This is a genomic window from Streptomyces sp. NPDC001532, from assembly GCF_040298625.1.
Lineage (GTDB): Bacteria > Actinomycetota > Actinomycetes > Streptomycetales > Streptomycetaceae > Streptomyces.
In genome coordinates this window covers 1-25863 of record NZ_JBEPAL010000007.1, presented here as the reverse complement: position 1 = coordinate 25863, position 25863 = coordinate 1, and the positions used below count along the sequence as shown (strand labels likewise).

Here is a 25863-nt window from a genome sequence, read left to right as displayed (position 1 = left end):
GCCCCCGCAAACCCCCAGCTCAGCGCCATTGTCAGTGCCGGGGTGCAGGATGGACGCATGGCCAGCTCTCCGCACCGAGCCCTGGACGGCTTCTCCCCCGCGACCCGCGGATGGTTCACGGGTGCCTTCTCCGCGCCCACCTCCGCCCAGGCGGGAGCGTGGCAGGCCATCGGCGAGGGCTCCGACGTCCTGGTGGTGGCCCCCACCGGCTCCGGCAAGACGCTGGCCGCCTTCCTGGCCGCCCTGGACCAGCTGGCCTCCACCCCACCGCCCGCCGACCCGAAGAAGCGCTGCCGCGTCCTGTACGTCTCGCCCCTGAAGGCCCTGGCTGTCGACGTGGAGCGCAACCTCCGCAGCCCGCTGACCGGCATCCGCCAGGAGTCCGTCCGTCTCGGCCTGCCGGAACCGGAGGTCAAGGTCGGCATCCGCTCCGGCGACACCCCCGCCGCCGAGCGCCGCGCGCTGGCCACCCGCCCGCCGGACATCCTGATCACCACCCCCGAGTCCCTGTTCCTGATGCTGACCTCGGCCACGCGCGACGCGCTGACCGGCGTCGAGACGGTGATCCTGGACGAAGTGCACGCGGTCGCCGGCACCAAGCGCGGCGCCCACCTGGCCCTCACCCTGGAGCGCCTGGACGAGCTGCTGCCGAGGCCGGCCCGCCGCATCGGCCTGTCGGCGACCGTCCGCCCGGTCGACGAGGTGGCCCGCTTCCTCTCGCCGCGCCGCAAGGTGGAGATCGTCCAGCCGAAGTCGGGCAAGGAGTTCGACCTCTCCGTGGTCGTCCCGGTGGAGGACCTGGGCGAGCTGGGCGGCTCCCCGGTCGCCGAGGGCACCGAGGGCGGCGAGCGCCCGTCGATCTGGCCGCACGTCGAGGAGCGGATCACCGACCTCGTCCAGTCCCACCGTTCGACCATCGTCTTCGCCAACTCCCGCCGCCTCGCCGAACGCCTGTGCAACCGCCTCAACGAGATCGCGTACGAACGGGCCACCGGCGAATCCCTGGACGAGCACCACGCCCCCGCCGAGCTGATGGGCGGCTCGGGCGCCGCGCAGGGCGCTCCGGCCGTCATCGCACGCGCCCACCACGGCTCGGTCTCCAAGGAGCAGCGCGCCCTGGTCGAGGAGGACCTGAAGGCCGGCCGCCTGCCCGCCGTCGTCGCCACCTCCAGCCTGGAGCTCGGCATCGACATGGGCGCGGTCGACCTCGTCGTCCAGGTCGAGTCGCCGCCCTCCGTCGCCTCCGGCCTGCAGCGCGTCGGCCGCGCGGGACACCAGGTGGGCGCGGTCTCGACCGGCGTGGTCTTCCCGAAGTACCGCGGCGACCTGGTCCAGGCGGCCGTGGTCACCGAGCGCATGCGCACTGGCGAGATCGAGTCCCTGCGGATCCCCGCCAACCCGCTGGACGTCCTGGCCCAGCAGCTCGTCGCGATGACGGCCCTGGACACCTGGCAGGTCGACGACCTGCTCGCCACGGTCCGCCGCGCGGCCCCCTTCGCCTCGCTGCCGGAGTCGGCGTTCACCGCGGTCCTCGACATGCTCGCCGGCCGCTATCCCTCCGACGCCTTCGCCGAACTGCGGCCCCGCGTGGTGTGGGACCGCGTGGCCGGCACAATCACGGGCCGCCCCGGCGCCCAGCGCCTCGCCGTCACCTCCGGCGGCACCATCCCCGACCGGGGCCTCTTCGGTGTCTTCCTGGCCGGCGCCGACCCGAAGAAGGGCGGCGGCCGGGTCGGCGAGCTGGACGAGGAGATGGTCTACGAGTCCCGTGTGGGGGACGTCTTCACGCTCGGCACCAGCTCCTGGCGCATCGAGGACATCACCCGCGACCGGGTCCTCGTCTCCCCGGCCCCGGGCGTGCCCGGCCGCCTGCCGTTCTGGAAGGGCGACCAGCTGGGCCGGCCGCTGGAGCTGGGCCGCGCGGTGGGCGCGTTCCTGCGCGAGGTGGGATCGCTGCCCAAGGACGACGCCCGCCTCCGCCTCCTGGCCGCCGGCCTCGACGCCTGGGCCGCGGACAACGTGCTGGCGTACCTCGCCGAGCAGCGCGATGCCTGCGGCCACATCCCGGACGACCGCACCATCGTCGTGGAGCGCTTCCGGGACGAGCTGGGCGACTGGCGCGTGGTCGTGCACTCCCCCTTCGGCGCCCAGGTCCACGCCCCCTGGGCCCTCGCCCTCGGCTCCCGCCTCGCCGAGCGGTACGGCATGGACGCCCAGGTCATGCACGCCGACGACGGCATCGTGCTGCGCCTGCCCGACGCCGACCTGCTGAGCATGGACCTGCTCGACCAGGAACCCATGAAGGCCGGGGCGGAGTACGACGCCGACCAGGCGCCCGTCGGCGCGACCGACGTCGTCTTCGACAAGGGCGAGGTCGACCAGATCGTCACCGACCAGGTCGGCGGTTCAGCCCTGTTCGCGGCCCGCTTCCGCGAGTGCGCCGCCCGCGCGCTGCTGCTGCCGCGCCGCAACCCGGGCAAGCGCACCCCGCTGTGGCAGCAGCGCCAGCGAGCCTCCCAGCTGCTCCAGGTGGCGAGCGAGTTCGGCTCGTTCCCGATCGTCCTGGAGGCGGTGCGCGAATGTCTCCAGGACGTCTTCGACGTCCCCGGGCTCGTCGAGCTGATGGGCGATCTGGAGTCCCGCAAGGTCCGCCTCGTCGAGGTCACCACCCCTGAGCCGTCCCCCTTCGCCCGCTCCCTGCTCTTCGGGTACGTCGCCCAGTTCCTGTACGAGGGCGACTCACCGCTCGCCGAGCGCCGCGCGGCGGCCCTGTCGCTGGACTCCCGCCTGCTGGCCGAGCTGCTGGGCCAGGCGGAGCTGCGCGAGCTGCTCGACGCGGAGGTGCTGACCGAGCTGGAGCAGGAGCTCCAGTGGCTCACCGAGGACCGCCGCGTCAAGGACGTCGAGGGCGTCGCCGACCTGCTGCGGCTGCTCGGCCCGCTCACCGACGCCGAGCTGGCCGAGCGGGGCGCCGAGCCGCAGTGGGCCCAGGAGCTGGCCGGCGCCCGCCGCGCGATCCGGGTGCGCATCGCCGGCGCCGATCACTGGGCGGCGATCGAGGACGCGGGCCGCCTGCGCGACGCCCTGGGCACCGCGCTGCCGGTCGGCGTCCCCGAGGCCTTCACCGAACCGGTGAAGGACCCCCTGGGCGACCTCCTCGCCCGCTACGCCCGCACCCACGGCCCGTTCACCTCGACCGGCGCGGCGTCCCGCTTCGGCCTCGGCGTCGCGGTCACCGAGGGCGCCCTGCAACGGCTGGCCGCCTCCGGAAGGGTGGTCCAGGGCGAGTTCCATCCGGCCGGCATCGGCCAGGAGTGGTGCGACGCGGCAGTCCTGCGCCGGCTGCGCCGGCGCTCCCTCGCCGCCCTCCGGCACGAACTGGAGCCGGTGCCACCGGCCGCCCTCGCCCAGTTCCTGCCACAGTGGCAGCACATCGGCCAGGGCCACTCCCTGCGCGGCATCGACGGACTGGTCCGCGCCATCGAGCAGTTGCAGGGCGCCTCGGTGCCCGCCTCCGCCCTGGAGAGACTGGTCCTGCCGTCCCGGGTGGCGGGCTACGCCCCGGCGATGCTCGACGAACTCACCGCCGCCGGAGAGGTCGTGTGGGCGGGCGCGGGCGCGCTCCCCGGCAAGGACGGCTGGGTCTCCCTGTACATCGCCGACGCGGCCCCACTGCTTCTGCCGCCGCCGCACCCGCTGGAACTGACGGCCCTGCACCAGTCCGTCCTGGACGCCCTCTCCGGGGGCTACGGCCTGTTCTTCCGTCAGATCGCCGACCAGGTCCGCGCCACCACCCACCCGGAGGCCGGCGACCCCCAACTCGCCGACGCCCTCTGGGACCTGGCCTGGTCTGGACGGCTGACCAACGACACCCTGACTCCCCTGCGCTCCCTGCTCGGCTCCGGCCGCACCGCCGGGTCCACGGCCCATCGCGCCAAACGCACCGTTCCGCGCGGGCGGTACGGCTCCCTGACGGCCGCCGCCCGCACCGCGTCCCGCAGCGGCCCGCCGACCGTCGCCGGCCGCTGGTCCCTGCTCCCGCAGCGCGAACCCGACACCACGGTGCGCGCCCACGCGCTGGCCCGCACCCTGCTCGACCGGCACGGTGTGGTGACGCGGGGCGCGGTCGCCGCGGAGGGCGTCGAGGGCGGCTTCTCGGCGACGTACCGCATCCTGTCCGTCTTCGAGGAGAGCGGACAGGCCCGGCGCGGCTATGTGGTGGAGGGCCTGGGCGCCGCGCAGTTCGCGATGGACGGCGCGGTGGACCGCCTCCGCGCAGTGGCCAACGCCCGCGAGCGCAACGCCGGCCGCCCCGACGCCGACTTCGCCCAGGGAGCCCACGGCGCCACGGTCGGCACCGCTTCGGGCACACCGTCCGGCTCGGACGGCTCCACCGCCGCCTTCCTGGACGGCGCCCGCCCGTTGGGCCCGTTCGACGACCACGCGACGGCCTGGCACGACACACCCGACGGCGACGACCCCTTCGACACCCCGGCGCCCCACCCCGCACCGGGCGACCACTTCTCCCCCCGCGACGCCCAGCCGTCCTGGCAGAACGGCGGCCGCCCCCCGCACCACCCCGGCCACCACCACGGCCGTTCCAACACCCCCACCCCGCGGGCCGTCGTCCTCGCCGCCGCCGACCCGGCCAACGCCTACGGCGCGGCCCTGCCCTGGCCCGACCCGCCGACCGACGCCGGGCACAAGCCGGGCCGCAAGGCGGGCTCGCTCGTCGTGCTCGTCGAGGGTGATCTGGCGCTCTACATGGAGCGCGGCGGCAAGACCCTGCTGGCCTGGCCGACCGACCCGGACACCGAGCCCACCGACGACCCCCGGCTGCGCGCCGCCGCGGAAGCCCTCGCCGCAGCGGCCCGCGCGGGCTCGCTCGGCACGGTGACCGTGGAACGGATCAACGGCGTCCCGGCCCTCACGGCCCCCGCCGGCCCCCTCCTGGAAGGAGCGGGCTTCATCGCCACCCCCAGAGGCCTGCGGCTGCGCGCTTGAGCACGCAGGACGCCGCCGGCGCGAGACCACCGACGCGCTTCCCGCCCTCGCATGCCACCCTTGACCCATGCCCGAAGGTGACACGGTCTGGCAGGCCGCGAGCCGGCTGCACGCGGCCCTCGCGGGAAAACTGCTGACCCGCTCCGACCTGCGCGTGCCCCGGTTCGCCACGGCCGACCTCACCGGCCGTGCCGTCCTCGACGTCACTCCCCGCGGCAAGCACCTCCTCACCCGCATCGAGGGCGGCCTCACCCTCCACTCGCACCTGCGGATGGACGGCGCCTGGAAGATCTACCGGCCGGGTGAGCGCTGGACCGGCGGCCCCGAGCACCAGATCCGCGCGATCCTCGGCAACGACGACCGCACGGCCGTCGGCTACCGCCTGCCCGTCCTCGAACTCCTCCGCACCGCCGAGGAGGACCGGGCCGTCGGCCACCTCGGGCCCGACCTCCTGGGCCCCGACTGGGACCCCGAGCGTGCTCTCGCCAACCTTCTCGCGGACCCCGACCGCGCCCTCGGCGAGGCCCTGCTGGACCAGCGCAACCTCGCCGGCATCGGCAATGTCTTCAAGAGCGAGCTGTGCTTCCTGCTGGGCGCCACCCCATGGCTCCCCGTCGGCGCTCTCCCGGCCGACCGCGCCGCGCAGCTCGCGACCGTCGCCAAGAAGCTCCTGGAAGCCAACCGCGACCGCCCGATCCGCAGCACCACAGGCCGCCGCGGCCAAGATCTCTACGTGTACGGCCGCGCGCCCCGCCCCTGCCTGCGCTGCGGCACCCGGATCCGGGTCGCCGACCAGGGAGACGGCTCCCGAGACCGCCCGACCTACTGGTGCCCCACCTGCCAGACCGGCCCGGCCCCCGCACCGGCCGCCCACCGCACCGGCCGCAAGGCCCGGTACTGACTGCCGAACCGTCAGATCCGGCTGTCGGCATCCACGGCCCCTACGGGCCGCCACCAAGCCTGCGAGGCCCCACCCCTCACGCCGCGTCACCCCGACGCCGCGTCACCCCGCACGCCGCGCACCCCTCACGCCAAGCCCCATCACGCCGCGCCCCTCACGCCGCGTCAGCCCGACGCCGCGTCACCCCTCACGGCGCGCACCCCTCACGCCGCGTCACCCCGACGCCGCGTCATCCCGCACGCCGCGCACCCCTCACGCCAAGCCCCGTCACGCCAAGCTCCGTCACGCCGCGCACCCCTCACGCCAAGCCCCCTCACGCCGCGTCAGCCCCTCAACCCCTGCGTCGGCCCACCCGCCAAGCCGCCCGCCACCGCCCGGTGCCGAGCGCCCCCACCGCCTTCGCCTTGGACACGGTGTGCACGGGCAGCAGACTCAGCCCCCACCCACCGGCCGCGACCGCCCCTTCCAGCGCCCCGGCGTCCGGCGCGACCGCGAGCCGCAGCGCGGCCCACCACCACACCACCCCGAGCGCCGGTACGACCCCCCAGCGCACTATCCGCCCCGTCATGGACGCCACCTCCAGCCCGGCGCCGGAACGCCGTCACACCCCGACCGGGCCGATGCTGGACGGCCGCCTCCGGCGCGGGCAGGGCGCACCGCGGGCACACAGGCGCACCAGCCGAGACACCGGCCCGCGCCAGGAAGCACGCGTATGCACCCACGCCCATCCGGGCCGCTGGGGCCCACGTCACACGTTCTCGGCCTGGAACATCCAGTGATGCTTCTCCAGGTCCGCGGTGATCCCGATGACGATGTCCTGGGTCACCGGGTCCGGCTCCTCGGTCGAGGCCACCCGTTCACGCATCCGGGTGATGACCGCGCCCAGTGCGTCCACGAGCACCTGCACCGCGTCCTCGTCCTTGACCCATCCGGAGGCCACCTGCGCGATCCCGCTGCCGGAGGCCACCGTCGCGGCCCGTCCGTCAGGCGAGACCCCGAGCGCGGAGGCCCGTTCGGCGACCGTGTCGGAGTGCGTCCGTGCGGTGGCCACGACCTCGTCCAGTTGGAGGTGCACCGTCCTGAACCGTGGTCCCACGACGTTCCAGTGCACCTGCTTCGCCACCAGCGCCAGGTCCACCAGATCCACCAGGGCGCCCTGCAGCGCCTCGGACACGGTCTTCAGGTCCGTCTCGGACAGCGGGCTCTTCACGACGTTCATCCGCACCTCCGTTGAGTCACCCCGTCGTGGCTCCTCCACGATGACCGCAGCACCCAAACCCGGCAAACGGAGCAAGAGGCGATCAAAGCGCCGGAACAGCCAGCAGAAGCTGACAAGAAGCCCTCAGACCGACAAGTCACACCACCCACACGAAGTCGCACCACCCACACGCGAAAACCCCGACCACCCTCCTCCGGTTCTCCCCGGAGAAGGCCCCGGTCGGGGCTCACACGTCAGGCGCTCGTTCAGCGCCGGTCAACACCGCGCAGAGATCACGCGGCGACGACGTCCACCGCTTCGGCGGGCGCCTTGATGGTCACCCGTTCCGGTGGCACACCGGTCACCGAAACGGAACCCAGCATCGGTCGAACCGGTGTGGGCACAGGCTCACTGGGGGTGGCCGCTGCAGACTGGGCCAGCTCGGCGAGGGCGAGCTCGTCGCTCACTTCCCTCATCAGCTCGGACATCCGTACGTCCAGCGCGTCGCAGATGGCGGCGAGCAGTTCGGAGGAAGCCTCCTTCTGCCCCCGCTCCACCTCGGAGAGATAGCCGAGTGAGACTCGGGCGGACGAGGAGACTTCGCGCAGAGTACGGCCCTGGCGCTGGCGCTGCCGACGCAGCACGTCACCCAGCAGGCGACGGAGCAGAATCATCGGTGGCTCCCTCCTCGGACCGCGTAGCCGCATCCTTCTCGCCCCACCGTACCGCCTTGCGCCGCGGCCGTGCGGGGAGCGATGTCGTGTTCACTCAGGGCTGCAAACATCAAAACCCCCCGTTCTGTTCCGTATCCTGTGCCCGCTCATTCCCGGTCTGTTCGCCCGCCAGCTCCTTCAGGAGCAGGGCGAGTACGCTCCGTACACTCTCCATACGAATTTCCGCGCGGTCGCCGTTCAACCGCAGCGCCTCCACTTTTCCGCCACCGGCAGAACCGGAACCAGGGCCGAAAGGCCCGTCCACGGCCACGAAGACCGTGCCGACGGGTTGTCCGTCCTGGGGGTCCGGGCCGGCCACACCCGTCGTCGCGAGGCCCCAATCGGCACCCAGTGCCTTCCGCACTCCGGCCGCCATCTGCGCCGCGACCTGCGGATCCACCGCCCCGCGCTCGGCCAGCAGAGCGGCGTCGACGCCGAGCAGCTCATGCTTGAGCCCCGTGGCGTACGCCGTCACCGATCCCCGGAACGCCTTGGACGCACCCGGAACCGCCGTGAGTTCCGCGGCGACCAGGCCACCGGTCAGCGACTCGGCGACGGCGAGCGTCTCGCCCCTCACCGTGAGTAGTCGCACCACATCGGTGGCCGTGGACCTCACGCTTCCGTCTCCTCCAACGCGGCCTTGCGGGCGGCGATTCCCTGCCGCCGCAGCACAATGGCCTGTCTCACATAGTCGAGTCCGGTCACCACGGTGAGGACGACCGCCGCCGCCATCACCCAGAACCGCAGGGTGGCCAGCCACCCGGTCAGCGCCAGTACGTACATCCCGACGGCGATGCCCTGGGTGAGCGTCTTGAGCTTGCCGCCCCGGCTCGCCGGGATGACGCCGTACCGGATGACCCAGAAACGCAGCAGGGTGACCCCGAGTTCCCGTCCCAGGATCACCGCCGTCACCCACCAGGGCAGGTCGCCCAGCCCCGAGAGACAGATCAGCGCCGCTCCCATGATCGCCTTGTCGGCGATGGGGTCGGCGATCTTCCCGAAGTCGGTGACGAGGTTGTAGGTGCGCGCCAGGTGGCCGTCGAAGAGGTCGGTGATCATGGCGATGGCGAAGGCGGCCCAGGCGAGCGAGCGCCACGCCGGGTCGTATCCGCCGTCGGCCAGCATCAGGGCGACGAAGGCGGGCACCAGCACGAGCCGCAGCATGGTCAGCAGGTTGGCGATGTTCCAGACGCTGGCCTGGTTCACCGCGGCAGCCGCGATCTTGCCGCCCCGCGGCGCCTTGGCACCCCCGGCGCCTGCCGCATCCACGGAACCCTCGGCATCACCGACGACTCCAGCGCCACCGGCACCACCGGCAACTCCAGCACCACCGGCAACCCCAGCACCACCCGGCCCGCCCACGGCCGCACCACCGGAACCACCCGGCCCGCCAACGCCAGCACCGCCGGACCCCACCGCCCCCTCGGCATCCCCACCGGCGCCCCCGGAGGCGGCGCCCCCGGCGTCACCCGCCGGGCCGCCGAGCGGACCGTCCCCAGCGCCACCGCGCACGGAAGCGGCGGCGACGACGGGGCCGTGCCCCGGGGAAGCGGAGCCGCCCGGGACGGGCGCCGCGGCCGCGCCGCTCGCCTGGGCGGGACCGCCCGCGGCGGACGCCGGCACTCCGCTCATCTGGCCGCCTCCTCAGTGCCCACGGGATCGCCCGCCGCCGAGCCCGGCAACGGCTCGGCCACGAGGTCGACGCCCTCCGTGCCGACCACCTTCGCCTCGACCATACGACCGACGCTCAGGCCGGCGCCGCTCGTGAGGAGCACCTGGCCGTCCGTCTCCGGCGCCTGGTGGGCCGCACGGCCGTACACGCCCTCCTCGTCGACCGACTCGACCAGGACCCGCACGGTGGAGCCGACGCGCTCCTCGGCGCGCTGCGAGACCAGTTCCTCGGCCAGCCGGGAGACCCGGGCCAGCCGCTCGGCGACGACGTCCTCGTCGAGCTTGTTGTCGTAGGTCGCGGCCTCGGTGCCGTCCTCGTCGGAGTAGCCGAAGACACCGATGGCGTCGAGGCGCGCGCCGTTGAGGAAGCGCTCCAGCTCGGCCAGGTCGGACTCGGTCTCGCCGGGGAAGCCGACGATGAAGTTGGAGCGCACACCAGCCTCGGGGGCCTTGCTCCGGATGGTGTCCAGCAGCTCCAGGAAGCGGTCGGTGTCCCCGAAGCGGCGCATCGCGCGCAGCACGTCGGGGGCGGAGTGCTGGAAGGACAGGTCGAAGTAGGGGGCGACCTTGGGGGTGGAGGTCAGGACGTCGATGAGCCCGGGGCGCATCTCGGCCGGCTGGAGGTAGCTGACGCGGACCCGCTCGATGCCGTCGACCTCGGCGAGCTCGGGCAGCAGCGACTCCAGCAGCCGGATGTCGCCGAGGTCCTTGCCGTAGGAGGTGTTGTTCTCGGAGACCAGCATGATCTCCTTGACGCCCTGCTCGGCCAGCCAGCGCGTCTCGTTGAGCACATCGCTCGGGCGGCGGGAGATGAAGGAGCCGCGGAAGGACGGGATGGCGCAGAAGGTGCAGCGACGGTCACAGCCGGAGGCGAGCTTCACCGAGGCCACCGGCGTGCCGTCGAGACGGCGGCGCAGCGGGGCGCGGGGGCCTGAGGCGGGGGCGAGCCCGTCCGGCAGGTCGGCGGGCGCGTGGCCCGGCAGGGCGACCTCGGCGGCGGACTCCTGCCGCTGGGCGGGGCTGATCGGCAGCAGCTTGCGCCGGTCGCGGGGGGTGTGGGCGGCGTGGATGCCGCCGTTCAGGATGGTCTGGAGGCGGTCGGAGATGTCGGCGTAGTCGTCGAAGCCCAGCACGCCGTCGGCCTCGGGCAGCGCTTCGGCCAGCTCCTTGCCGTACCGCTCGGCCATGCAGCCGACGGCGACCACGGCCTGGGTCTTGCCATGGCTCTTGAGGTCGTTGGCCTCCAGCAGGGCGTCGACGGAGTCCTTCTTGGCAGCGTCGACGAAACCGCAGGTGTTGACCACGGCGACCTCGGCGTCCGCGGCGTCCTCGACGAGCTGCCAGCCGTCCGCCTCCAAACGGCCTGCGAGCTCCTCCGAGTCCACCTCGTTACGGGCGCAGCCAAGGGTGACGAGTGCGACGGTACGGCGTTCAGGCATGGGCTCAAGACTACTTCGTCCCGCTGACACCCCACGTCGACGGGGTTGGCCGATCTTGGCCAACCCCGTACGGCTTCCCCCGATGCGACGCGCTTATCCGACCTGAGGGTCGCCCTTGGTGTACGTCAGCCGCTCCACGGCTCCCGGCCGGAAGTCGTCGTCGATCTTCTTGCCGTTCACATGCAGCTGGATGGCGCCGGCGTCGCCGAGCACCAGGTTGATCTTGGTGCTGTCCTGGAAGGTCTTGGAGTCGCCCTGCTTGAGCAGCCCGTCGAAGAGCAGCCGCCCGTTGTGGTCCTTGGCGGAGATCCAGCTCCGTCCGTCCACCGCGCTGACCTGCACGGTCACCTTGTCCTGCGGGGCGGCGGCGATGGCGCTCTCGGTGGGGTCGGGCTTCTTGTCGGCGGGCTTGCCGCTGCCGCCGCTCGGTGCGGCGGTCTTGGTCTTGGCGGGCGTGGCGCCTTCCGCGACCTGGTCGGCGGAGCCGTTGTCGGAGTCGCCCTTGAACACGGTGAAGCCGACGAAACCGACGACGGCGACGATCGCGGCGACCATCGCCGCGGTCCAGTTCGGTCCGCGCCGCTCCGGACGGATGCGTTCCGCCTCGAAGAGCGGGGCGGCGGGGGTGGGCGCCGGCCGGCCGCCGTGCCGCGCTTCGTACTGCGCGAGCAGCGGGGCCGGATCCAGGTCGACGGCCTTGGCCAGGGTGCGGATGTGACCGCGCGCGTACACGTCTCCGCCGCAGGGCGCGAAGTCGTCGGACTCGATCGCGTGCACGATGGCGATACGGACCCGGGTGGCGGTGCTGACGTCGTCGACGGTCAGCCCGGCCGCGATGCGCGCCTGCTGCAGGGCGTGGCCGATGGAGGGGTGGGCTTCCTCGGAAACGTCTTCGAAGGGACGCTCGTCTTCAGGGGAGTTGCCGATGGACACGGGGGCGCCTTTCGAGCGTGTAGCCACCTGCTGGAGGTTCAGTCTAGGGGGGGTGCGAAAGGGTGGGGCAACCGGGCGGTACGACTTTGTACGCCATCGGAATGGCCGGACATCCCGATGGTGGGGTACGCGTGTTCTGCTTCCCTCAACTTGACGTACGACAACGGGAAACGGTTGCTCACTGATCCCTTACGGGTGAGTCACGATCGGGCAACCGGAGGACCGTGCACCCACCCGTGCGGCAGCAACACTCGCATCTCCCTACGTTCCAGACTCCCCACGAATCAACGCAAGCACGCCATCCAGGTCGTCGGGCTTCACGAGAACGTCACGTGCCTTGGAGCCCTCGCTCGGTCCGACGATGTTGCGCGACTCCATCAGGTCCATCAGCCGTCCCGCCTTGGCGAAGCCGACCCGCAGCTTGCGCTGGAGCATCGAGGTCGACCCGAACTGCGTGGAGACGACCAGTTCGGCCGCCTGGCACAGCAGGTCGAGGTCGTCGCCGATGTCCTCGTCGATCTCCTTCTTCTGCTTGGTGCCGACGGTGACGTCGTCCCGGAAGACGGGCGCCATCTGGTCCTTGCAGTGCTGGACGACGGCGGCGACCTCCGCCTCGGTCACGAACGCGCCCTGCATACGGGTCGGCTTGTTCGCGCCCATCGGCAGGAACAGCCCGTCGCCCTTGCCGATCAGCTTCTCGGCGCCCGGCTGGTCGAGGATGACCCGCGAGTCGGCCAGCGACGAGGTGGCGAAGGCGAGCCGCGACGGCACGTTGGCCTTGATCAGACCGGTGACGACGTCCACGGACGGCCGCTGGGTGGCGAGGACCAGATGGATGCCGGCGGCACGCGCGAGCTGCGTGATCCGCACGATCGCGTCCTCGACGTCGCGCGGGGCGACCATCATCAGGTCGGCCAGCTCGTCCACGATCACCAGCAGATAGGGGTACGGCTGGAGCTCGCGCTCGCTGCCCTCGGGCGGCTTCACCTTGCCCTCGCGCACCGCGCGGTTGAAGTCGTCGATGTGCCGGTAACCGTAGGCGGCGAGGTCGTCGTAGCGCAGGTCCATCTCGCGCACGACCCACTGGAGCGCCTCGGCGGCCCGCTTGGGGTTGGTGATGATCGGCGTGATCAGGTGCGGGATGCCCTCGTAGGCGGTCAGCTCGACGCGCTTGGGGTCGACCAGGATCATCCGGACGTCCTCGGGCGTCGCCCGCATCATGATCGACGTGATCAGGCAGTTGATGCAGGACGACTTGCCGGAGCCGGTGGCGCCGGCGACCAGCATGTGCGGCATCTTCGCCAGCGAGTGCATGACGTAGCCGCCCTCGACGTCCTTGCCGAACGCGACCAGCATCGGGTCGTCGTCCTCGGCGGACTCCGCGAGTCGCAGCACGTCGCCGAGGTTCACCATCTCGCGGTCGGTGTTGGGGATCTCGATGCCGACCGCGGACTTGCCGGGGATCGGGCTGATGATCCGCACATCGGGGCTGGCGACGGCGTACGCGATGTTCTTGGTCAGCGCGGTGATCCGCTCGACCTTCACGGCGGGGCCGAGCTCCACCTCGTAGCGGGTGACCGTCGGGCCGCGGGTGAAGCCGGTGACCCGCGCGTCGACCTTGAACTCGGTGAAGACGTTGGTCAGCGAGTCGACGATCAGGTCGTTGGCGGCACTGCGCGACTTGCCGGGCCCGCCGCGCGTGAGGAGGTCCAGCGCCGGCAGGGCGTAGGTGATGTCGCCGGACAGCTGGAGCTGCTCGGCGCGGGCGGGCAGCTCGCGGGTCTGGCTCGGCGGCGTCTTGGTGAGATCGGGGACGCCCTTGGTGAGGTCGGGGACCTCCTTCTCGAGCTGCTCCCGCCTGGGCCGCGCGGCCGGCACCGGGGTGGGTGTCGGGGTGGTCTGCTCACGGTCGCCGACCCGCACGCCCTGGGTGAGGTCCGCGACGACCGGCGACGGCGGCATCCCGTGCAGCACCGCTCCGTCGAGCGCGGCGGCCGCGGCCGCGGCGACGTCCACGGCGTCCCTCGGCCGGGCGCCGTCCGGCTGCGACCCGGCCGGTCCGCGGGAGCGTCCGCGCCTTCGCGACAGCGCCTCCTGCTCGGCACCCTCCGGGTCGTGGACCTCGACAGCGGGCCCGCGGCGGCGCGGACGCGCGGGCAGCGCCTCGCGCCACTGGTCCTCGTAGCGCTCCTCGTCGTCGACGAACAGCTCGGGCTCGGGGTCGCTGACCAGGCCCAGCCGCACACCGAGCATCCGCAGCCGCTGCGGGATGGCGTTGACGGGCGTGGCGGTGACCACCAGCAGCCCGAAGACGGTGAGCAGCACCAGCAGCGGTACGGCCAGCACCTCGGTCATGGTGTACGTCAGCGGGGTCGCCGCGCTCCAGCCGATGAGGCCGCCGGCGTCCCGTATGGCCTGCATGCCGTCGCTGCGGGCGGGCGAGCCGCAGGCGATGTGGACCTGGCCGAGCACGCCGATGACGAGCGCGGACAGGCCGATCACGATCCGGCCGTTGGCCTCGGGCTGTTCCGGGTGCCGGATGAAGCGGACGGCGATCACCGCGAGCAGGATCGGCACCAGGAGGTCGAGCCGGCCGAAGGCGCCGGTCACCAGCATCTCGACGAGGTCGCCGACGGGGCCGCGCAGATTCGACCAGGTGCCCGCGGCGACGATCAGCGCGAGGGCGAGCAGCAGCAGCGCGACGCCGTCCTTGCGGTGTGCCGGGTCGAGGTTCTTCGCGCCCTGCCCTATGCCGCGGAAGACGGCGCCGACGGCGTGCGCGAGGCCGAGCCAGACCGCGCGGACGAGCCGGTAGACGCCCCCGGTGGGGCTGGGGACCGGCTTCGGCGGGGCGGCCTTCTTCGCCGCGGCCTTCCTGGCGGGCGCCTTCTTGGCCGGGGCCCTTTTCGCAGCGGCCTTCTTCGCCGGGGCCTTCGCGGGAGCGGCCGCCTTCTTCGCGGGCGGCTTCTTGGCTGCGGAGGGACGTGAGGCCATGGGTGTGAGGTTACCGGGGGAGTCGGCAGGGGACACGTGTGCCTCCTGCTTCACCCGTTCGTGTCGCCCTTGCGGGGGCAGGAAACTGACGCGGGTTCACGCGTCCACGCTCGGACACCGGGCGGCTGCCGGTGAACGCCAACGGGCAGCGCCGACGGCTCAGTTCTGCGGAGGTACCGGGGAGGGGCCGCCGGTGCCCGGCTCCAGGGCGTCCAACGCCCGCCGCAATCCGGTCAGCTTGCGCTCCAGATGCGCCGCGGTCGCCACCGCGGCCGCGTCGGCCGACTCGTCGTCCAGCTGCTTGGACAGCGCCTCGGCCTGCTCCTCGACCGCCGCCAGCCGCGCGGACAGCTCCGCGAGCAGCCCGGCCGCCTCCTTGCCGCCGCCGACCGCGCCCTTGCCGCCGCCCTCCAGTTGCAGCCGCAGCAGTGCGGCCTGCTCCCTCAGCTGGCAGTTCTTCATGTAGAGCTCGACGAAGACCGAGACCTTGGCGCGCAGCACCCAGGGGTCGAACGGCTTGGAGATGTAGTCCACCGCGCCCGCCGCGTAGCCGCGGAAGGTGTGGTGCGGACCGTGGTTGATCGCGGTGAGGAAGATGATCGGGATGTCCCGGGTCCGCTCCCGCCGCTTGATGTGCGCGGCGGTCTCGAAACCGTCCATGCCCGGCATCTGGACATCCAGCAGAATGACCGCGAAATCGTCCGTGAGCAGTGCCTTGAGCGCTTCCTCCCCGGACGATGCCCGCACCAGCGTCTGATCGAGCGCAGAGAGGATCGCCTCCAGCGCCAGCAGATTCTCCGGCCGGTCATCGACCAGGAGGATCTTGGCCTTCTGCACCATGGCCCGCCCTCCTCGCCCCGGCAGTGCACCGGGCGCCGCCCCAGGGGACGACTCCGTAACGCCGCCCGTCCTCGTGCCGGTCATCGTAGCCGCACCCCGCCTGTCGCCACACCCTGTCACCGCGATGTCACTGTGCACATAGCAGAAACGGTGGCGGGGACCAGAAGGTTCCCAGAATCGCGTACGTCCACACGCCCTTCGCCACACCGAGTCAGCAACTGCGCGTGAACACTCACATGTCCCGCCACATTCGCACACACGCCCCGCGCACACCGCGAGACGTGCTCACTCCCCGCGCATCCACTGCTCCATCACCGTCAGCAGGTGATCGGGGTCGACCGGCTTGGTGACATAGTCGGACGCTCCGGACTCGATCGCCTTCTCCCGGTCGCCCTTCATCGCCTTCGCCGTCAGCGCGATGATCGGCAGCCCCGCGAACTGCGGCATCCGCCGGATCGCCGTCGTCGTCGCGTACCCGTCCATCTCCGGCATCATGATGTCCATCAGCACGACCGCCACGTCGTCGTGCTGCTCCAGCACCTCGATGCCCTCCCGGCCGTTCTCCGCGTACAGCACCGACAGGCCGTGCTGCTCCAGCACGCTGGTCAGCGCGAACACATTGCGGATGTCGTCGTCGACGATCAGCACCTTCTCACCGGCGAACCGGATCCCCCGCAGCGCCTGCCCCGCGCCGTCCTGCTCGACCGACGGCCACTGGTCCGGCGACACCAGCTGATGGTCGGCGACGGAGCTGGCCCGGCGCCGGCGCCTGAAGAGCGCCGCCGCGCCGTTCTGCGTCTCGCGGTACGACTTCACCTCGGCCGGCGTCTCGATCGTCACGTCCGCGGCCGCCGCCTCCAGGGCGAGCGACGCGCCGCCGCCGGCCGGGGAGACCGCCTGCGGATAGCCGTGCGGCGGCAGTTCGCTCGGGTACAGCGGCAGGTACAGGGTGAACGTCGAACCGCGCCCCGGCTCGCTCTGCGCGTGGATCTCACCGCCGAGCAGCTGCGCGATCTCCCGCGAGATGGACAGCCCGAGGCCCGTGCCCCCGTACTTGCGGCTCGTCGTACCGTCCGCCTGCTTGAACGCCTCGAAGATCACCCGCATCTTGCTGGCGGCGATGCCGATCCCGGTGTCGGTCACCGAGAACGCGATCAGCCCCGCCTCCGGGTCGGTCAGCGAACCGGCCTCCAGCAGCTGCTCCCGGATCGCCTGCGGCACATCGTCCCGCGCCGGCCGGATCACCAGCTCGACCGAGCCGGAGTCGGTGAACTTCACCGCGTTGGACAGCAGATTGCGCAGCACCTGCAGCAGCCGCTGCTCATCGGTGTGCAGGGTGGCCGGCAGCTCCGGCGAGACCCGCACGGACAGATCGAGGCCCTTCTCCGCGGTCAGCGGCCGGAAGGTGGCCTCCACGTAGTCGACGAGCTGGACCAGCGCGATCCGCGTCGGCGAGACGTCCATCTTGCCCGCCTCGACCTTCGACAGGTCCAGGATGTCGTTGATCAGCTGCAACAGGTCGGACCCGGCCCCGTGGATCGTCTCGGCGAACTCGACCTGCTTCGGGGTGAGGTTCCCGTCCGCGTTGTCGGCGAGCAGCTTCGCCAGGATCAGCAGCGAGTTCAACGGCGTACGCAGCTCGTGCGACATGTTGGCCAGGAACTCGCTCTTGTAGCGCATGGAGACCGCCAGTTGCTCGGCACGCTCCTCCAGGACCTGCCGGGCCTCCTCGATCTCGGTGTTCTTCACCTCGATGTCGCGGTTCTGCTGCGCCAGCAGCTCGGCCTTCTCCTCCAGCTCGGCGTTGGACGCCTGGAGCGCCTTCTGCCGGTTCTCCAACTCCTCCGACCGCTCGCGGAGTTGCTCGGTCAGCTCCTGCGACTGCTTCAGCAGCACCTCCGTCTTGGTGTTGACGGAGATGGTGTTGACGCTGGTCGCGATCATCTCGGCGATCTGGTTCAGGAAGTCCTTCTGAATCTGCGTGAACGGCGTGAACGAGGCCAGCTCGATGACACCGAGCACCGTGCCCTCGAACAGCACCGGCAGCACGATCACCTGCGCGGGCGGCGCCTCGCCCAGCCCCGAGGAGATCTTCAGATAGCCGCTGGGCGCGTTCTCGACCAGGATCGTCCGCCGCTCCAGGGCGGCGGTGCCCACCAGCGCCTCACCCGGCCGGAACGACGTCGGCATCGAGCCCATCGAGTAGCCGTACGAACCGAGCATCCGCAGCTCGTACTGGTCGTCGTCGTCCGTGCCCAGGTCCTTGTCGTCGGCCAGCGGCAGCGCCAGGAAGAACGCCCCGTGCTGCGCGGAGACCACCGGCGTCAGCTCGCTCATGATCAGCGAGGCCACGTCGTCCAGGTCCCGGCGGCCCTGCATCAGCGCGGAGATCCGCGCCAGGTTGCCCTTGAGCCAGTCCTGCTCCTTGTTGGCGATGGTGGTGTCACGCAGGTTGGCGATCATCTTGTTGATGTAGTCCTGAAGCTCCTGGATCTCGCCCGAGGCGTCCACGTCGATCTTCAGGTTCAGATCACCTCGGGTCACCGCGGTCGCCACCCGCGCGATCGCCCGCACCTGCCGGGTCAGGTTCCCGGCCATCTCGTTCACCGACTCCGTCAGGTCCCGCCAGGTGCCGTCGACGTCCCGGACCCGCGCCTGACCGCCCAGCTGGCCCTCGGTGCCCACCTCGCGGGCCACCCGGGTGACCTCCTCGGCGAACGACGACAGCTGGTCGACCATCGTGTTGATGGTCGTCTTGAGCTCCAGGATCTCGCCGCGCGCATCGATGTCGATCTTCTTGGTGAGATCACCCTTGGCGATGGCGGTGGTCACCATGGCGATGTTGCGCACCTGACCGGTCAGGTTGGACGCCATCTGGTTCACCGACTCGGTGAGGTCCTTCCACGTACCCGCCACACCCGGCACATGCGCCTGACCGCCCAGGATGCCGTCCGTACCCACCTCACGGGCCACCTTGGTGACCTGCTCGGCGAACGAACTCAGCGTCTTCACCATGGTGTTGAAGGTGTCCGCGAGCTGCGCCACCTCACCGCGCGCCTCGATCGTCACCGTCCGCGTCAGATCACCGTTGGCGACCGCCGCCGCCACCTGGGAGATGTTCCGCACCTGCATGGTCAGGTTCTTGGCCATCAGGTTGACGTTGTCACTGAGGTCCTTCCAGATGCCGGTGACACCCGGCACATGCGCCTGACCTCCCAGAATGCCCTCGGTACCCACCTCACGGGCCACCCGCGTCACCTGCTCGGCGAACGACGACAGCTGATCGACCATCGTGTTGACGGTGGTCACCAGCTCCAGGATCTCGCCCTTGGCGTCGACGGTGATCTTCTTCGACAGATCGCCCTTGGCGACCGCCGTGGTGACATCGGCGATGCTGCGCACCTGCACGGTGAGGTTGTTCGCCATGAAGTTCACCGACTGGGTGAGGTCCTTCCAGGTGCCGGAGACCCCCTGCACCTCGGCCTGACCGCCCAGCTTGCCCTCGGTGCCCACCTCACGGGCCACCCTGGTGACCTCCTCGGCGAACGAGGACAGCTGGTCCACCATCGTGTTCAGGGTGTTCTTCAGCTCAAGGATCTCGCCGCGCGCGTCCACGGTGATCTTCTGCGACAGATCACCGCGCGCCACCGCCGTGGCGACCTGCGCGATCTGCCGCACCTGCGCCGTCAGGTTCCCGGCCATGCCGTTCACCGAATCCGTCAGATCACGCCACACACCCGCCACACCGGGCACCTGCGCCTGACCACCCAGCCGGCCCTCGGTACCCACCTCACGGGCCACCCGGGTCACCTGGTCCGCGAAGGCGGACAGCTGGTCGACCATCGTGTTGATGGTGTTCTTCAGCTCCAGGATCTCGCCGCGCGCGTCGACCGTGATCTTCTGCGACAGGTCACCACGCGCCACCGCCGTCGTCACCTGCGCGATCTGCCGCACCTGGGACGTGAGATTGCCGGTGATGGAGTTGACCGAGTCGGTCAGCTCCTTCCAGGTGCCCGACACCCCCGGCACCTGCGCCTGACCGCCCAGCCGGCCCTCCGTACCGACCTCCCGGGCCATCCGTGTGACCTGGTCGGCGAAGGACGACAGCTGGTCCACCATCGTGTTCACGGTGTTCTTCAGCTGGAGCATCTCGCCGGACACGTCCACGGTGACCTTCTGCGAGAGGTCGCCGTTGGCCACCGCCGTGGTGACCTGCGCGATGTTCCTCACCTGTCCGGTCAGATTCCGGAACGCGGTGTTGACGGAGTCCGTGAGGTCCTTCCACGTCCCCGCCGCGCCCGGCACCTGCGCCTGACCGCCCAGCTCACCCTCGTCACCGATCTCCCGCGCCACCCGGGTGACCTCGGAGCCGAACGCCGACAACTGGTCCACCATGCCGTTGACGGTGTTCTTCAGCTCCAGCATCTCGCCGGCCACGTCCACCGTGACCTTCTGCGACAGATCACCGCTGGCCACCGCCGTCGTCACCGCGGCGATGTCCCGCACCTGCGTCGTCAGGTTCCGGAACACCGTGTTCACGGAGTCCGTCAGGTCCTTCCAGGTGCCGGCCGCGCCCGGCACGTTCGCCTGCCCGCCGAGCCGCCCCTCCCCGCCGACCTCGTTGGCCACCCGCGTGACCTCGTCCGCGAAGATCCGCAGCGTCTCGGTCATCTGGTTGATGGTCTCGGCGAGCTGCGCCACCTCACCGCGCGCCTGCACCGTCACCTTGCGGGACAGATCACCGCTGGCGACCGCGGTCGTCACCTCCGCGATGCCCCGCACCTGCGCGGTGAGGTTCCCGGCCATGGTGTTCACCGAATCGGTGAGTTCCTTCCACACACCGGCCACACCGGGCACCTGGGCCTGACCGCCCAGCTCACCCTCCGTACCCACCTCGCGCGCGACCCGGGTCACCTCGGAGGAGAACGCCGAGAGCTGGTCCACCATCGTGTTGACGGTTTCCTTCAGCTCCAGCATCTCGCCGGCCACGTGAACCGTGACCTTCCGCGACAGATCACCCTTGGCGACCGCGGTCGTCACCAGCGCGATGTCCCGCACCTGCGCGGTGAGCCGGTGCGCCATCGTGTTGACGGACTCCGTCAGGTCCTTCCACGAACCCGACATCCCGCGCAGCCGCGCCTGCCCGCCCAGCTTGCCCTCGGTACCCACCTCACTGGCCACCCGCGTGACCTCGTCGGTGAACGTCGACAACTGGTCGACCAGGTTGTTCACCGTCCGCCCGACCTTCAGGAACTCCCCGCGCAGCGGATGCCCGCTCCCGTCGGGCGCCTGCGTCCGCAGATCCATCCGCGGCGACAGATCACCGTCGGCCACCGCCGACAGCACCCGGCTGACCTCCGACACCGGCCACACGAGATCGTCGACCAGCGCGTTCGAGGCGTCGATCGCGGCCGCCCAGGAGCCCTCGGCGGCCCCGCTCTCCAGCCGCTCCGTGAGCTTCCCCTCACGGCCGACCACCCGCCGCACACGCGACAGCTCACCCGTGAGGTGGAGATTACGGTCGGCCACCTCGTTGAAGACCGCCGCGATCTCGGCCATCACGCCGTCGCCGGACACCGTGAGCCGCTTGCGGAAATTCCCGTCCCGCATGGACACCAGGGCCGCCAGCAGCCGGTTCAGGGCAGCCGTGTCCACCACCGTGGTCCCGTTCGGCGCCGTGCGCCGGTTGCCCAGGGACTGTCCGCCCTTCGCGCGCGTCTTCGTGCCCCGCGTCGCTGCGCCAGACTCCACTGTGTCCCTCCCGCAGGGGTCGACCGTCACCGCTGTGTGCTCGGTACTCATGCTGTCACTGCTCGGCGTACCGGTTACTCGTGCGTAGCCCTGCCGGGCCACGCCAGACCGTCCCAAGGGCTGCTGCCCGCCGTACGCGGACCGCACTCAGCCTGCCCGAACCTCCACCAGAAGCCTGCCCAGTGTTTCACCCCGGCCGAACCAGGCCATAACAGTTCGGCAGCTTCGCACACCGTCCGCACACCCTCCGGACGGAAACACCGCAGACCGGCATCCGCGCGGGCGGTGAAGGTAAGTAACCTTGCATCCGGCTGTCCAGCCGCGCCGGTCCGTCCGGCCTGGGCGGTGGCACGGATACGAGCGGGCATCGGAGGGGCGGCCGCACACATGACCACCGGACTGATCCCTGGGGGGCAGCCCCCGGACCCCCAGCCGATCGACGGCCTGCCGCCGCAGACCCGGCAGGAGCCGGACGGCGACGAGGCCCGGCACGACGAAAGCAGGTCGAGGAGTTCCGTGATCACCGCGCGCGCGGCCGCCAGCTTCGAGCCCCTGGGGCGCTCGGTCGCGTCCGCCCGCTCCTTCGTGCGGGACACCCTCCAGGGCTGGGGCTACGCCGACATCGTCGACGACGCCGTCGTGCTCACCAGCGAACTGGTCACCAATGCCGTCGTGCACGCCGGCACCGCCGCGGACGTCCTGTGCCTGCGCACCGACGACAGCGTGCGCATCGAGGTCTCCGACCGCTACCCCGAGCGCGAGGTCCCCGTCCAGAGCGCGGCCGTCACCATGGGCGGCCCCGACCGCGAGGGCGGACGCGGCCTCCAGCTGTGCGCGGCCCTCGCCGGCCGCTGGGGCGTCGACTACACCCCCACGCACAAGAACGTCTGGTTCGAACTGGCCCTCCCGCAGCGCTCGGTCGGCACCCGCGCCGCCGGTCCGGTCCTGCCCGCCGACCTCCTGCCGACGGCCGACGGCCGCGTCCGCGTCGCCGTCATCCAGATCGACCGCACCGGCGCCATCACCGCGTGGAACGACGACGCCGAGGAGCTGTTCGGCTACCAGTCGGACCTGGTCACCGGCAAACCCCTCACCGACCTCGCCGCCTGGCCGCAGACGCCCGGCACCAGCACCGGCATCGCCGAAGCCCTCCAGCTCTCCCGCTGGGAGGGCAGCTACGGCATCCGCCACGCCGCCGGCCGGGTCGTCCCGGTGTACGCCTCCCACCTGCGCGTGCGCGACACCGTCGGCGAACCCTCCACCGTCTGCCTGCTCGTCCGCGACCACGAGCGCGCCGTCCTGCAGACCCCGACGCGGCTCGTCGCCCCCGACGCGGCCCCCGCCGCCGAGGGCCAGAGCACCGACCCCTTCGAGATCTTCATCGGCTCCCCCGCCCCCGACGACCTCGACGGCCTCCTCCAGCGCACCGTGGAACGCGCCCGCGACATGCTCGACGGCGACTCCGCCTTCCTGCTGCTCGCCACCGACGACGAGACGGAGCTGGAGGTCCGCGCCTCCACCGGCCTGCCCTCGGCCCGCCAGCGCTTCGCCCGCGTCCCCGTCGAGGCGGGCCCCGGCCGCTACGGCTCGGCCCGAATGCCCGCCGTCCACGACGACCTCACGGCCGTCCCAGGCGCCGTCCCGCTCCTGAACGGCACCGGCATGCGCTCGGTCGTCACCGTCCCGCTCAAGGTCGAAGGCCGCCTCACCGGCTCCCTCGGCGTCGCCGCGGAGGGCCCCGGCCGCTACAGCAACGAGGAGGCGCTCCGCCTCCAGTTCGCCGCCGACCGCATCGCCCTGGCCGTCGAGTCCGCCCGCCTCGGCGAACTGGAACGCCTGCGCCGCGGCTCCCTCAGCTTCCTCGTCGAGGCCTCCGACCTGCTCGCCGGCACCCTCGACCGCGACCAGACCCTGGCCCTCATGGCCCAGATGACGGTCCCGACCCTGGCCACCTGGTGCGCCGTCTACACGATCGCCGACCAGGCCTCGGAACCGTATCTGTCGTACGTCCTGCACGAGGACGAGGAGCTCATCGACGGCATCAAGTCGCTGCTGTCCAAGATCTCCCCGCCCGACCCGGTCCCCACCCCCGGCGCCCGCGTCTGGGCGGCGCCCGCGGAGGCCGCCCACCAGGCGGCACTGCGCTCCTCCATGCGCAGCCTCGGCCTCGGCGAACCGGCGACGGTCAGCTCCGGTATCGGCCCCACCCTCGCCACCGCCGCCGCGGTCGGCGGCGAGACCGTCGTCCTGCCCCTGGTCGCCCGCAACCGCGTGATCGGCATGCTGACCCTCGGCAAGCCCACCGACGAGCACTTCCGCCAGGAGATCCTCGAGCTGGCCGAGGACCTCTCCCGCCGCGCGGCCCTGGCCCTGGACAACGCCCGCCTCTACTCCGAGCGCACCGCCATCAGCCAGTCCCTCCAGCGCAGCCTGCTCCCGCCGGAGCTGCCCGTGATCGACGGCGTCGAGGTCGAGGTCATCTACCGCGCGGCCGGCGAGGGCAACGAGGTCGGCGGCGACTTCTACGACCTCTTCCCCATCCGCGACGGCGCCTACGGCTTCGCCATCGGCGACGTCTGCGGTACGGGCCCGAACGCGGCGGCCGTCACAGGGCTCGCCAGGCACGCCCTGCGCCTCCTGGCCAGGGAGGGCCTGAGCGGGCCGGCGGTCCTCCAGCGCCTGAACTCCGCCATCCTCGACGAGGGCGCCCGCAGCCGCTTCCTGACTCTCCTCTACGGCGAGTTGCGCCCGCGGGAGGACGGCAGCGCGGAACTGAAGGTCGTCTGCGCCGGCCACCCGCTCCCGCTGCGCCTGCGCCAGGACGGCACGGTCGAGGCCGCCGCCGAACCCCAGCCGCTCCTCGGCGTCCTGGAGGACCTGGAGCTCTACGAGCAGACGGTCACCCTCGACCCGGGCGACGTCCTGCTCTGCGTCACCGACGGCGTCACCGAACGCCGCGAGGGCACCCGCATGCTGGGCGACGACGGCCTGGCCGACGTCCTCACCACCTGCACCGGCCTCACCGCCGGCGCGGTCGCGGCCCGCATCATGCGCGCTGTGGAGCGCTTCGCCTCCGACGCCCCTTCCGACGACATGGCCATCCTGGCGATGCGCGTCCCCGGCCTCCACCACAACTGACCGTCCGGGCCGCCCCGCCCAGGGGCGGCCGGTACAACGAAAAGGCCCCCGCCCGAAAGGGCGGAGGCCTTTGTCTTTGAGCCCCCAAACGGAATCGAACCGTTGACCTTCTCCTTACCATGGAGACGCTCTACCGACTGAGCTATAGGGGCCTGTTGCTTTTTCGAGGTTTCCCTCGCGGCAACGAAATAGATCATACCCCGAACAGTCCCGTGGTCCAAAACCGATCAGAAGGCGGGTTGCAGCAGCCCTCCGAGGGCATTGCACGCGGACACGATCCGCTGCATGTCCCGCCTCGTCAGCGAGGCGTCGACGGGCAGCGCCAGCGTCTCGTCGGCGGCCCGCTCGGTCTCCGGCAGGGACACCCACTGCCGGAACGCCGGCAGCCGGTGCACCGGGGTCTTCACCGGCACCCGGCAGTCAACTCCCCTGCCGCGTACGGCCCGTGCGAAGGCGTCCCGGTCCGGCCGCCCGTTGCCCGGCACCCGCACGACGTACTGCTGATAGGTGTGCCCGACCCCGCCCTCGGGTGTCCGCACCCCCTTCAGCCGCGCATCCAGATACCCGGCCCGCTGCCGCCGCTGAGCGATCTCGTCGTACGGCGCCTCGGACTCCCCCTGCTCCAGCACCAGCAGCCCGTGCCGCTGCCCGAGGGCCAGCATCCGCTGGACATCGGCCGGCCGCCCGAAGCGATGCACGACAACCACGGCCGCGGTCCGGGGAGTTACGGCGGCCTCGACCGCGGAGGGATCAAGGCAGTAGGTCGCCGGATCTATCTCGGCGAACACCGGCAGCGCGCCGGCCAGGGTCACCGCTTCGGCGACTTCCACGTTCCCGAAGGCTGGTACGACGACCTCGTCACCGACTCCGACGCCGGCGGCCCTGAGCATTGCAGCAGTACCCATGCGTCGGATGGTGGTTGTGACACATGAACTTCAAGTGACGCACAACAAAAAAGGGTTGGACCCTGAACCGAAGTTCAGGGTCCAACCCTTTTGAAAGATTGTTCGGCGGCGTCCTACTCTCCCACAGGGTCCCCCCTGCAGTACCATCGGCGCTGTGAGGCTTAGCTTCCGGGTTCGGAATGTAACCGGGCGTTTCCCTCACGCTATGACCACCGAAACACTATGAAACTGTCCAGCCGCACCGTATGTGGCCATACGGGGCCGTTCGTGGTTTCAGAACCAACACAGTGGACGCGAGCAACTGAGGACAAGCCCTCGGCCTATTAGTACCGGTCAACTCCACCAGTTACCTGGCTTCCATATCCGGCCTATCAAC

At 71.4% G+C, this 25863-nt stretch carries 14 protein-coding genes, 1 tRNA gene and 1 rRNA gene; 3 read left to right on the top strand and 13 right to left on the bottom strand.

Translation table 11 applies throughout. The annotated features are described in order from the left end of the window. The first annotated feature begins 57 nt into the window (after window positions 1-57). Both ABT232_RS09180 and ABT232_RS09175 read left to right on the top strand, forming a co-directional pair. The gene (locus ABT232_RS09180; protein ID WP_351838027.1) at window positions 58-5004 is read left to right on the top strand and encodes an ATP-dependent helicase; all 4947 of its coding nucleotides are present in this window, start codon (window positions 58-60) and stop codon (window positions 5002-5004) included. 67 nt (window positions 5005-5071) lie between these two features. Continuing rightward, window positions 5072-5905, top strand: a complete 834-nt coding sequence (locus tag ABT232_RS09175; RefSeq protein WP_351838024.1) for an Fpg/Nei family DNA glycosylase — start codon at window positions 5072-5074, stop codon at window positions 5903-5905. A gap of 331 nt (window positions 5906-6236) precedes the next feature. On the opposite strand, the gene ABT232_RS09170 is transcribed toward ABT232_RS09175, so the two are convergent. The 10 genes from ABT232_RS09170 to ABT232_RS09125 all read right to left on the bottom strand — a co-directional run bounded on the left by ABT232_RS09170 (window position 6237) and on the right by ABT232_RS09125 (window position 21444). After that, on the bottom strand, window positions 6237-6473 hold the full coding sequence (locus ABT232_RS09170; RefSeq protein WP_351838021.1) for a hypothetical protein: 237 nt from the start codon (window positions 6471-6473) through the stop codon (window positions 6237-6239). 180 nt (window positions 6474-6653) lie between these two features. Then, window positions 6654-7124 carry a Dps family protein gene (locus ABT232_RS09165; RefSeq protein ID WP_351838018.1) on the bottom strand — a complete coding sequence of 157 codons (471 nt, stop codon included), beginning with the start codon at window positions 7122-7124 and terminating at the stop codon, window positions 6654-6656. A gap of 272 nt (window positions 7125-7396) precedes the next feature. After that, window positions 7397-7777, bottom strand: a complete 381-nt coding sequence (locus ABT232_RS09160) for a helix-turn-helix domain-containing protein (RefSeq protein ID WP_167997591.1) — start codon at window positions 7775-7777, stop codon at window positions 7397-7399. A gap of 109 nt (window positions 7778-7886) precedes the next feature. Continuing rightward, window positions 7887-8432 carry a CinA family protein gene (locus tag ABT232_RS09155; protein WP_351838016.1) on the bottom strand — a complete coding sequence of 182 codons (546 nt, stop codon included), beginning with the start codon at window positions 8430-8432 and terminating at the stop codon, window positions 7887-7889. Beyond that, window positions 8429-9178, bottom strand: a complete 750-nt coding sequence (pgsA, locus tag ABT232_RS09150; RefSeq protein ID WP_450871683.1) for a CDP-diacylglycerol--glycerol-3-phosphate 3-phosphatidyltransferase — start codon at window positions 9176-9178, stop codon at window positions 8429-8431. Before pgsA ends, ABT232_RS09155 begins: the two co-directional genes overlap by 4 nt. Before the next feature lie 266 nt (window positions 9179-9444). Next, window positions 9445-10926: a 30S ribosomal protein S12 methylthiotransferase RimO gene (rimO, locus tag ABT232_RS09145; RefSeq protein ID WP_351838013.1), complete on the bottom strand. Its 1482-nt coding sequence runs from the start codon at window positions 10924-10926 to the stop codon at window positions 9445-9447. 93 nt (window positions 10927-11019) lie between these two features. Then, on the bottom strand, window positions 11020-11859 hold the full coding sequence (locus ABT232_RS09140; protein ID WP_351838010.1) for a helix-turn-helix domain-containing protein: 840 nt from the start codon (window positions 11857-11859) through the stop codon (window positions 11020-11022). 261 nt (window positions 11860-12120) lie between these two features. Beyond that, window positions 12121-14853 carry a DNA translocase FtsK gene (locus ABT232_RS09135; protein ID WP_351838007.1) on the bottom strand — a complete coding sequence of 911 codons (2733 nt, stop codon included), beginning with the start codon at window positions 14851-14853 and terminating at the stop codon, window positions 12121-12123. A 159-nt stretch (window positions 14854-15012) separates the two neighbouring features. Beyond that, window positions 15013-15693: a response regulator gene (locus ABT232_RS09130; RefSeq protein WP_351838004.1), complete on the bottom strand. Its 681-nt coding sequence runs from the start codon at window positions 15691-15693 to the stop codon at window positions 15013-15015. Between the two features lie 285 nt (window positions 15694-15978). Further along, entirely contained in the window at window positions 15979-21444 is a 5466-nt protein-coding gene (locus ABT232_RS09125; protein WP_351838001.1) for a HAMP domain-containing hybrid sensor histidine kinase/response regulator, read from the bottom strand. A 387-nt stretch (window positions 21445-21831) separates the two neighbouring features. Here ABT232_RS09125 and ABT232_RS09120 point away from each other — a divergent pair, with 387 nt between their 5' ends. Beyond that, window positions 21832-24582 carry a SpoIIE family protein phosphatase gene (locus tag ABT232_RS09120; RefSeq protein WP_351837998.1) on the top strand — a complete coding sequence of 917 codons (2751 nt, stop codon included), beginning with the start codon at window positions 21832-21834 and terminating at the stop codon, window positions 24580-24582. Between the two features lie 79 nt (window positions 24583-24661). Here the strand turns inward: ABT232_RS09120 and ABT232_RS09115 are convergent. The 3 genes from ABT232_RS09115 to rrf all read right to left on the bottom strand — a co-directional run bounded on the left by ABT232_RS09115 (window position 24662) and on the right by rrf (window position 25704). After that, a tRNA-Thr gene (locus ABT232_RS09115) sits at window positions 24662-24734 on the bottom strand. A gap of 75 nt (window positions 24735-24809) precedes the next feature. Next, window positions 24810-25472: a DegT/DnrJ/EryC1/StrS family aminotransferase gene (locus tag ABT232_RS09110; RefSeq protein WP_351838416.1), complete on the bottom strand. Its 663-nt coding sequence runs from the start codon at window positions 25470-25472 to the stop codon at window positions 24810-24812. Window positions 25473-25587: 115 nt separating this feature from the next. Next, window positions 25588-25704: ribosomal RNA gene (gene rrf, locus ABT232_RS09105) — 5S ribosomal RNA — on the bottom strand. Window positions 25705-25863 lie beyond the last annotated feature (159 nt).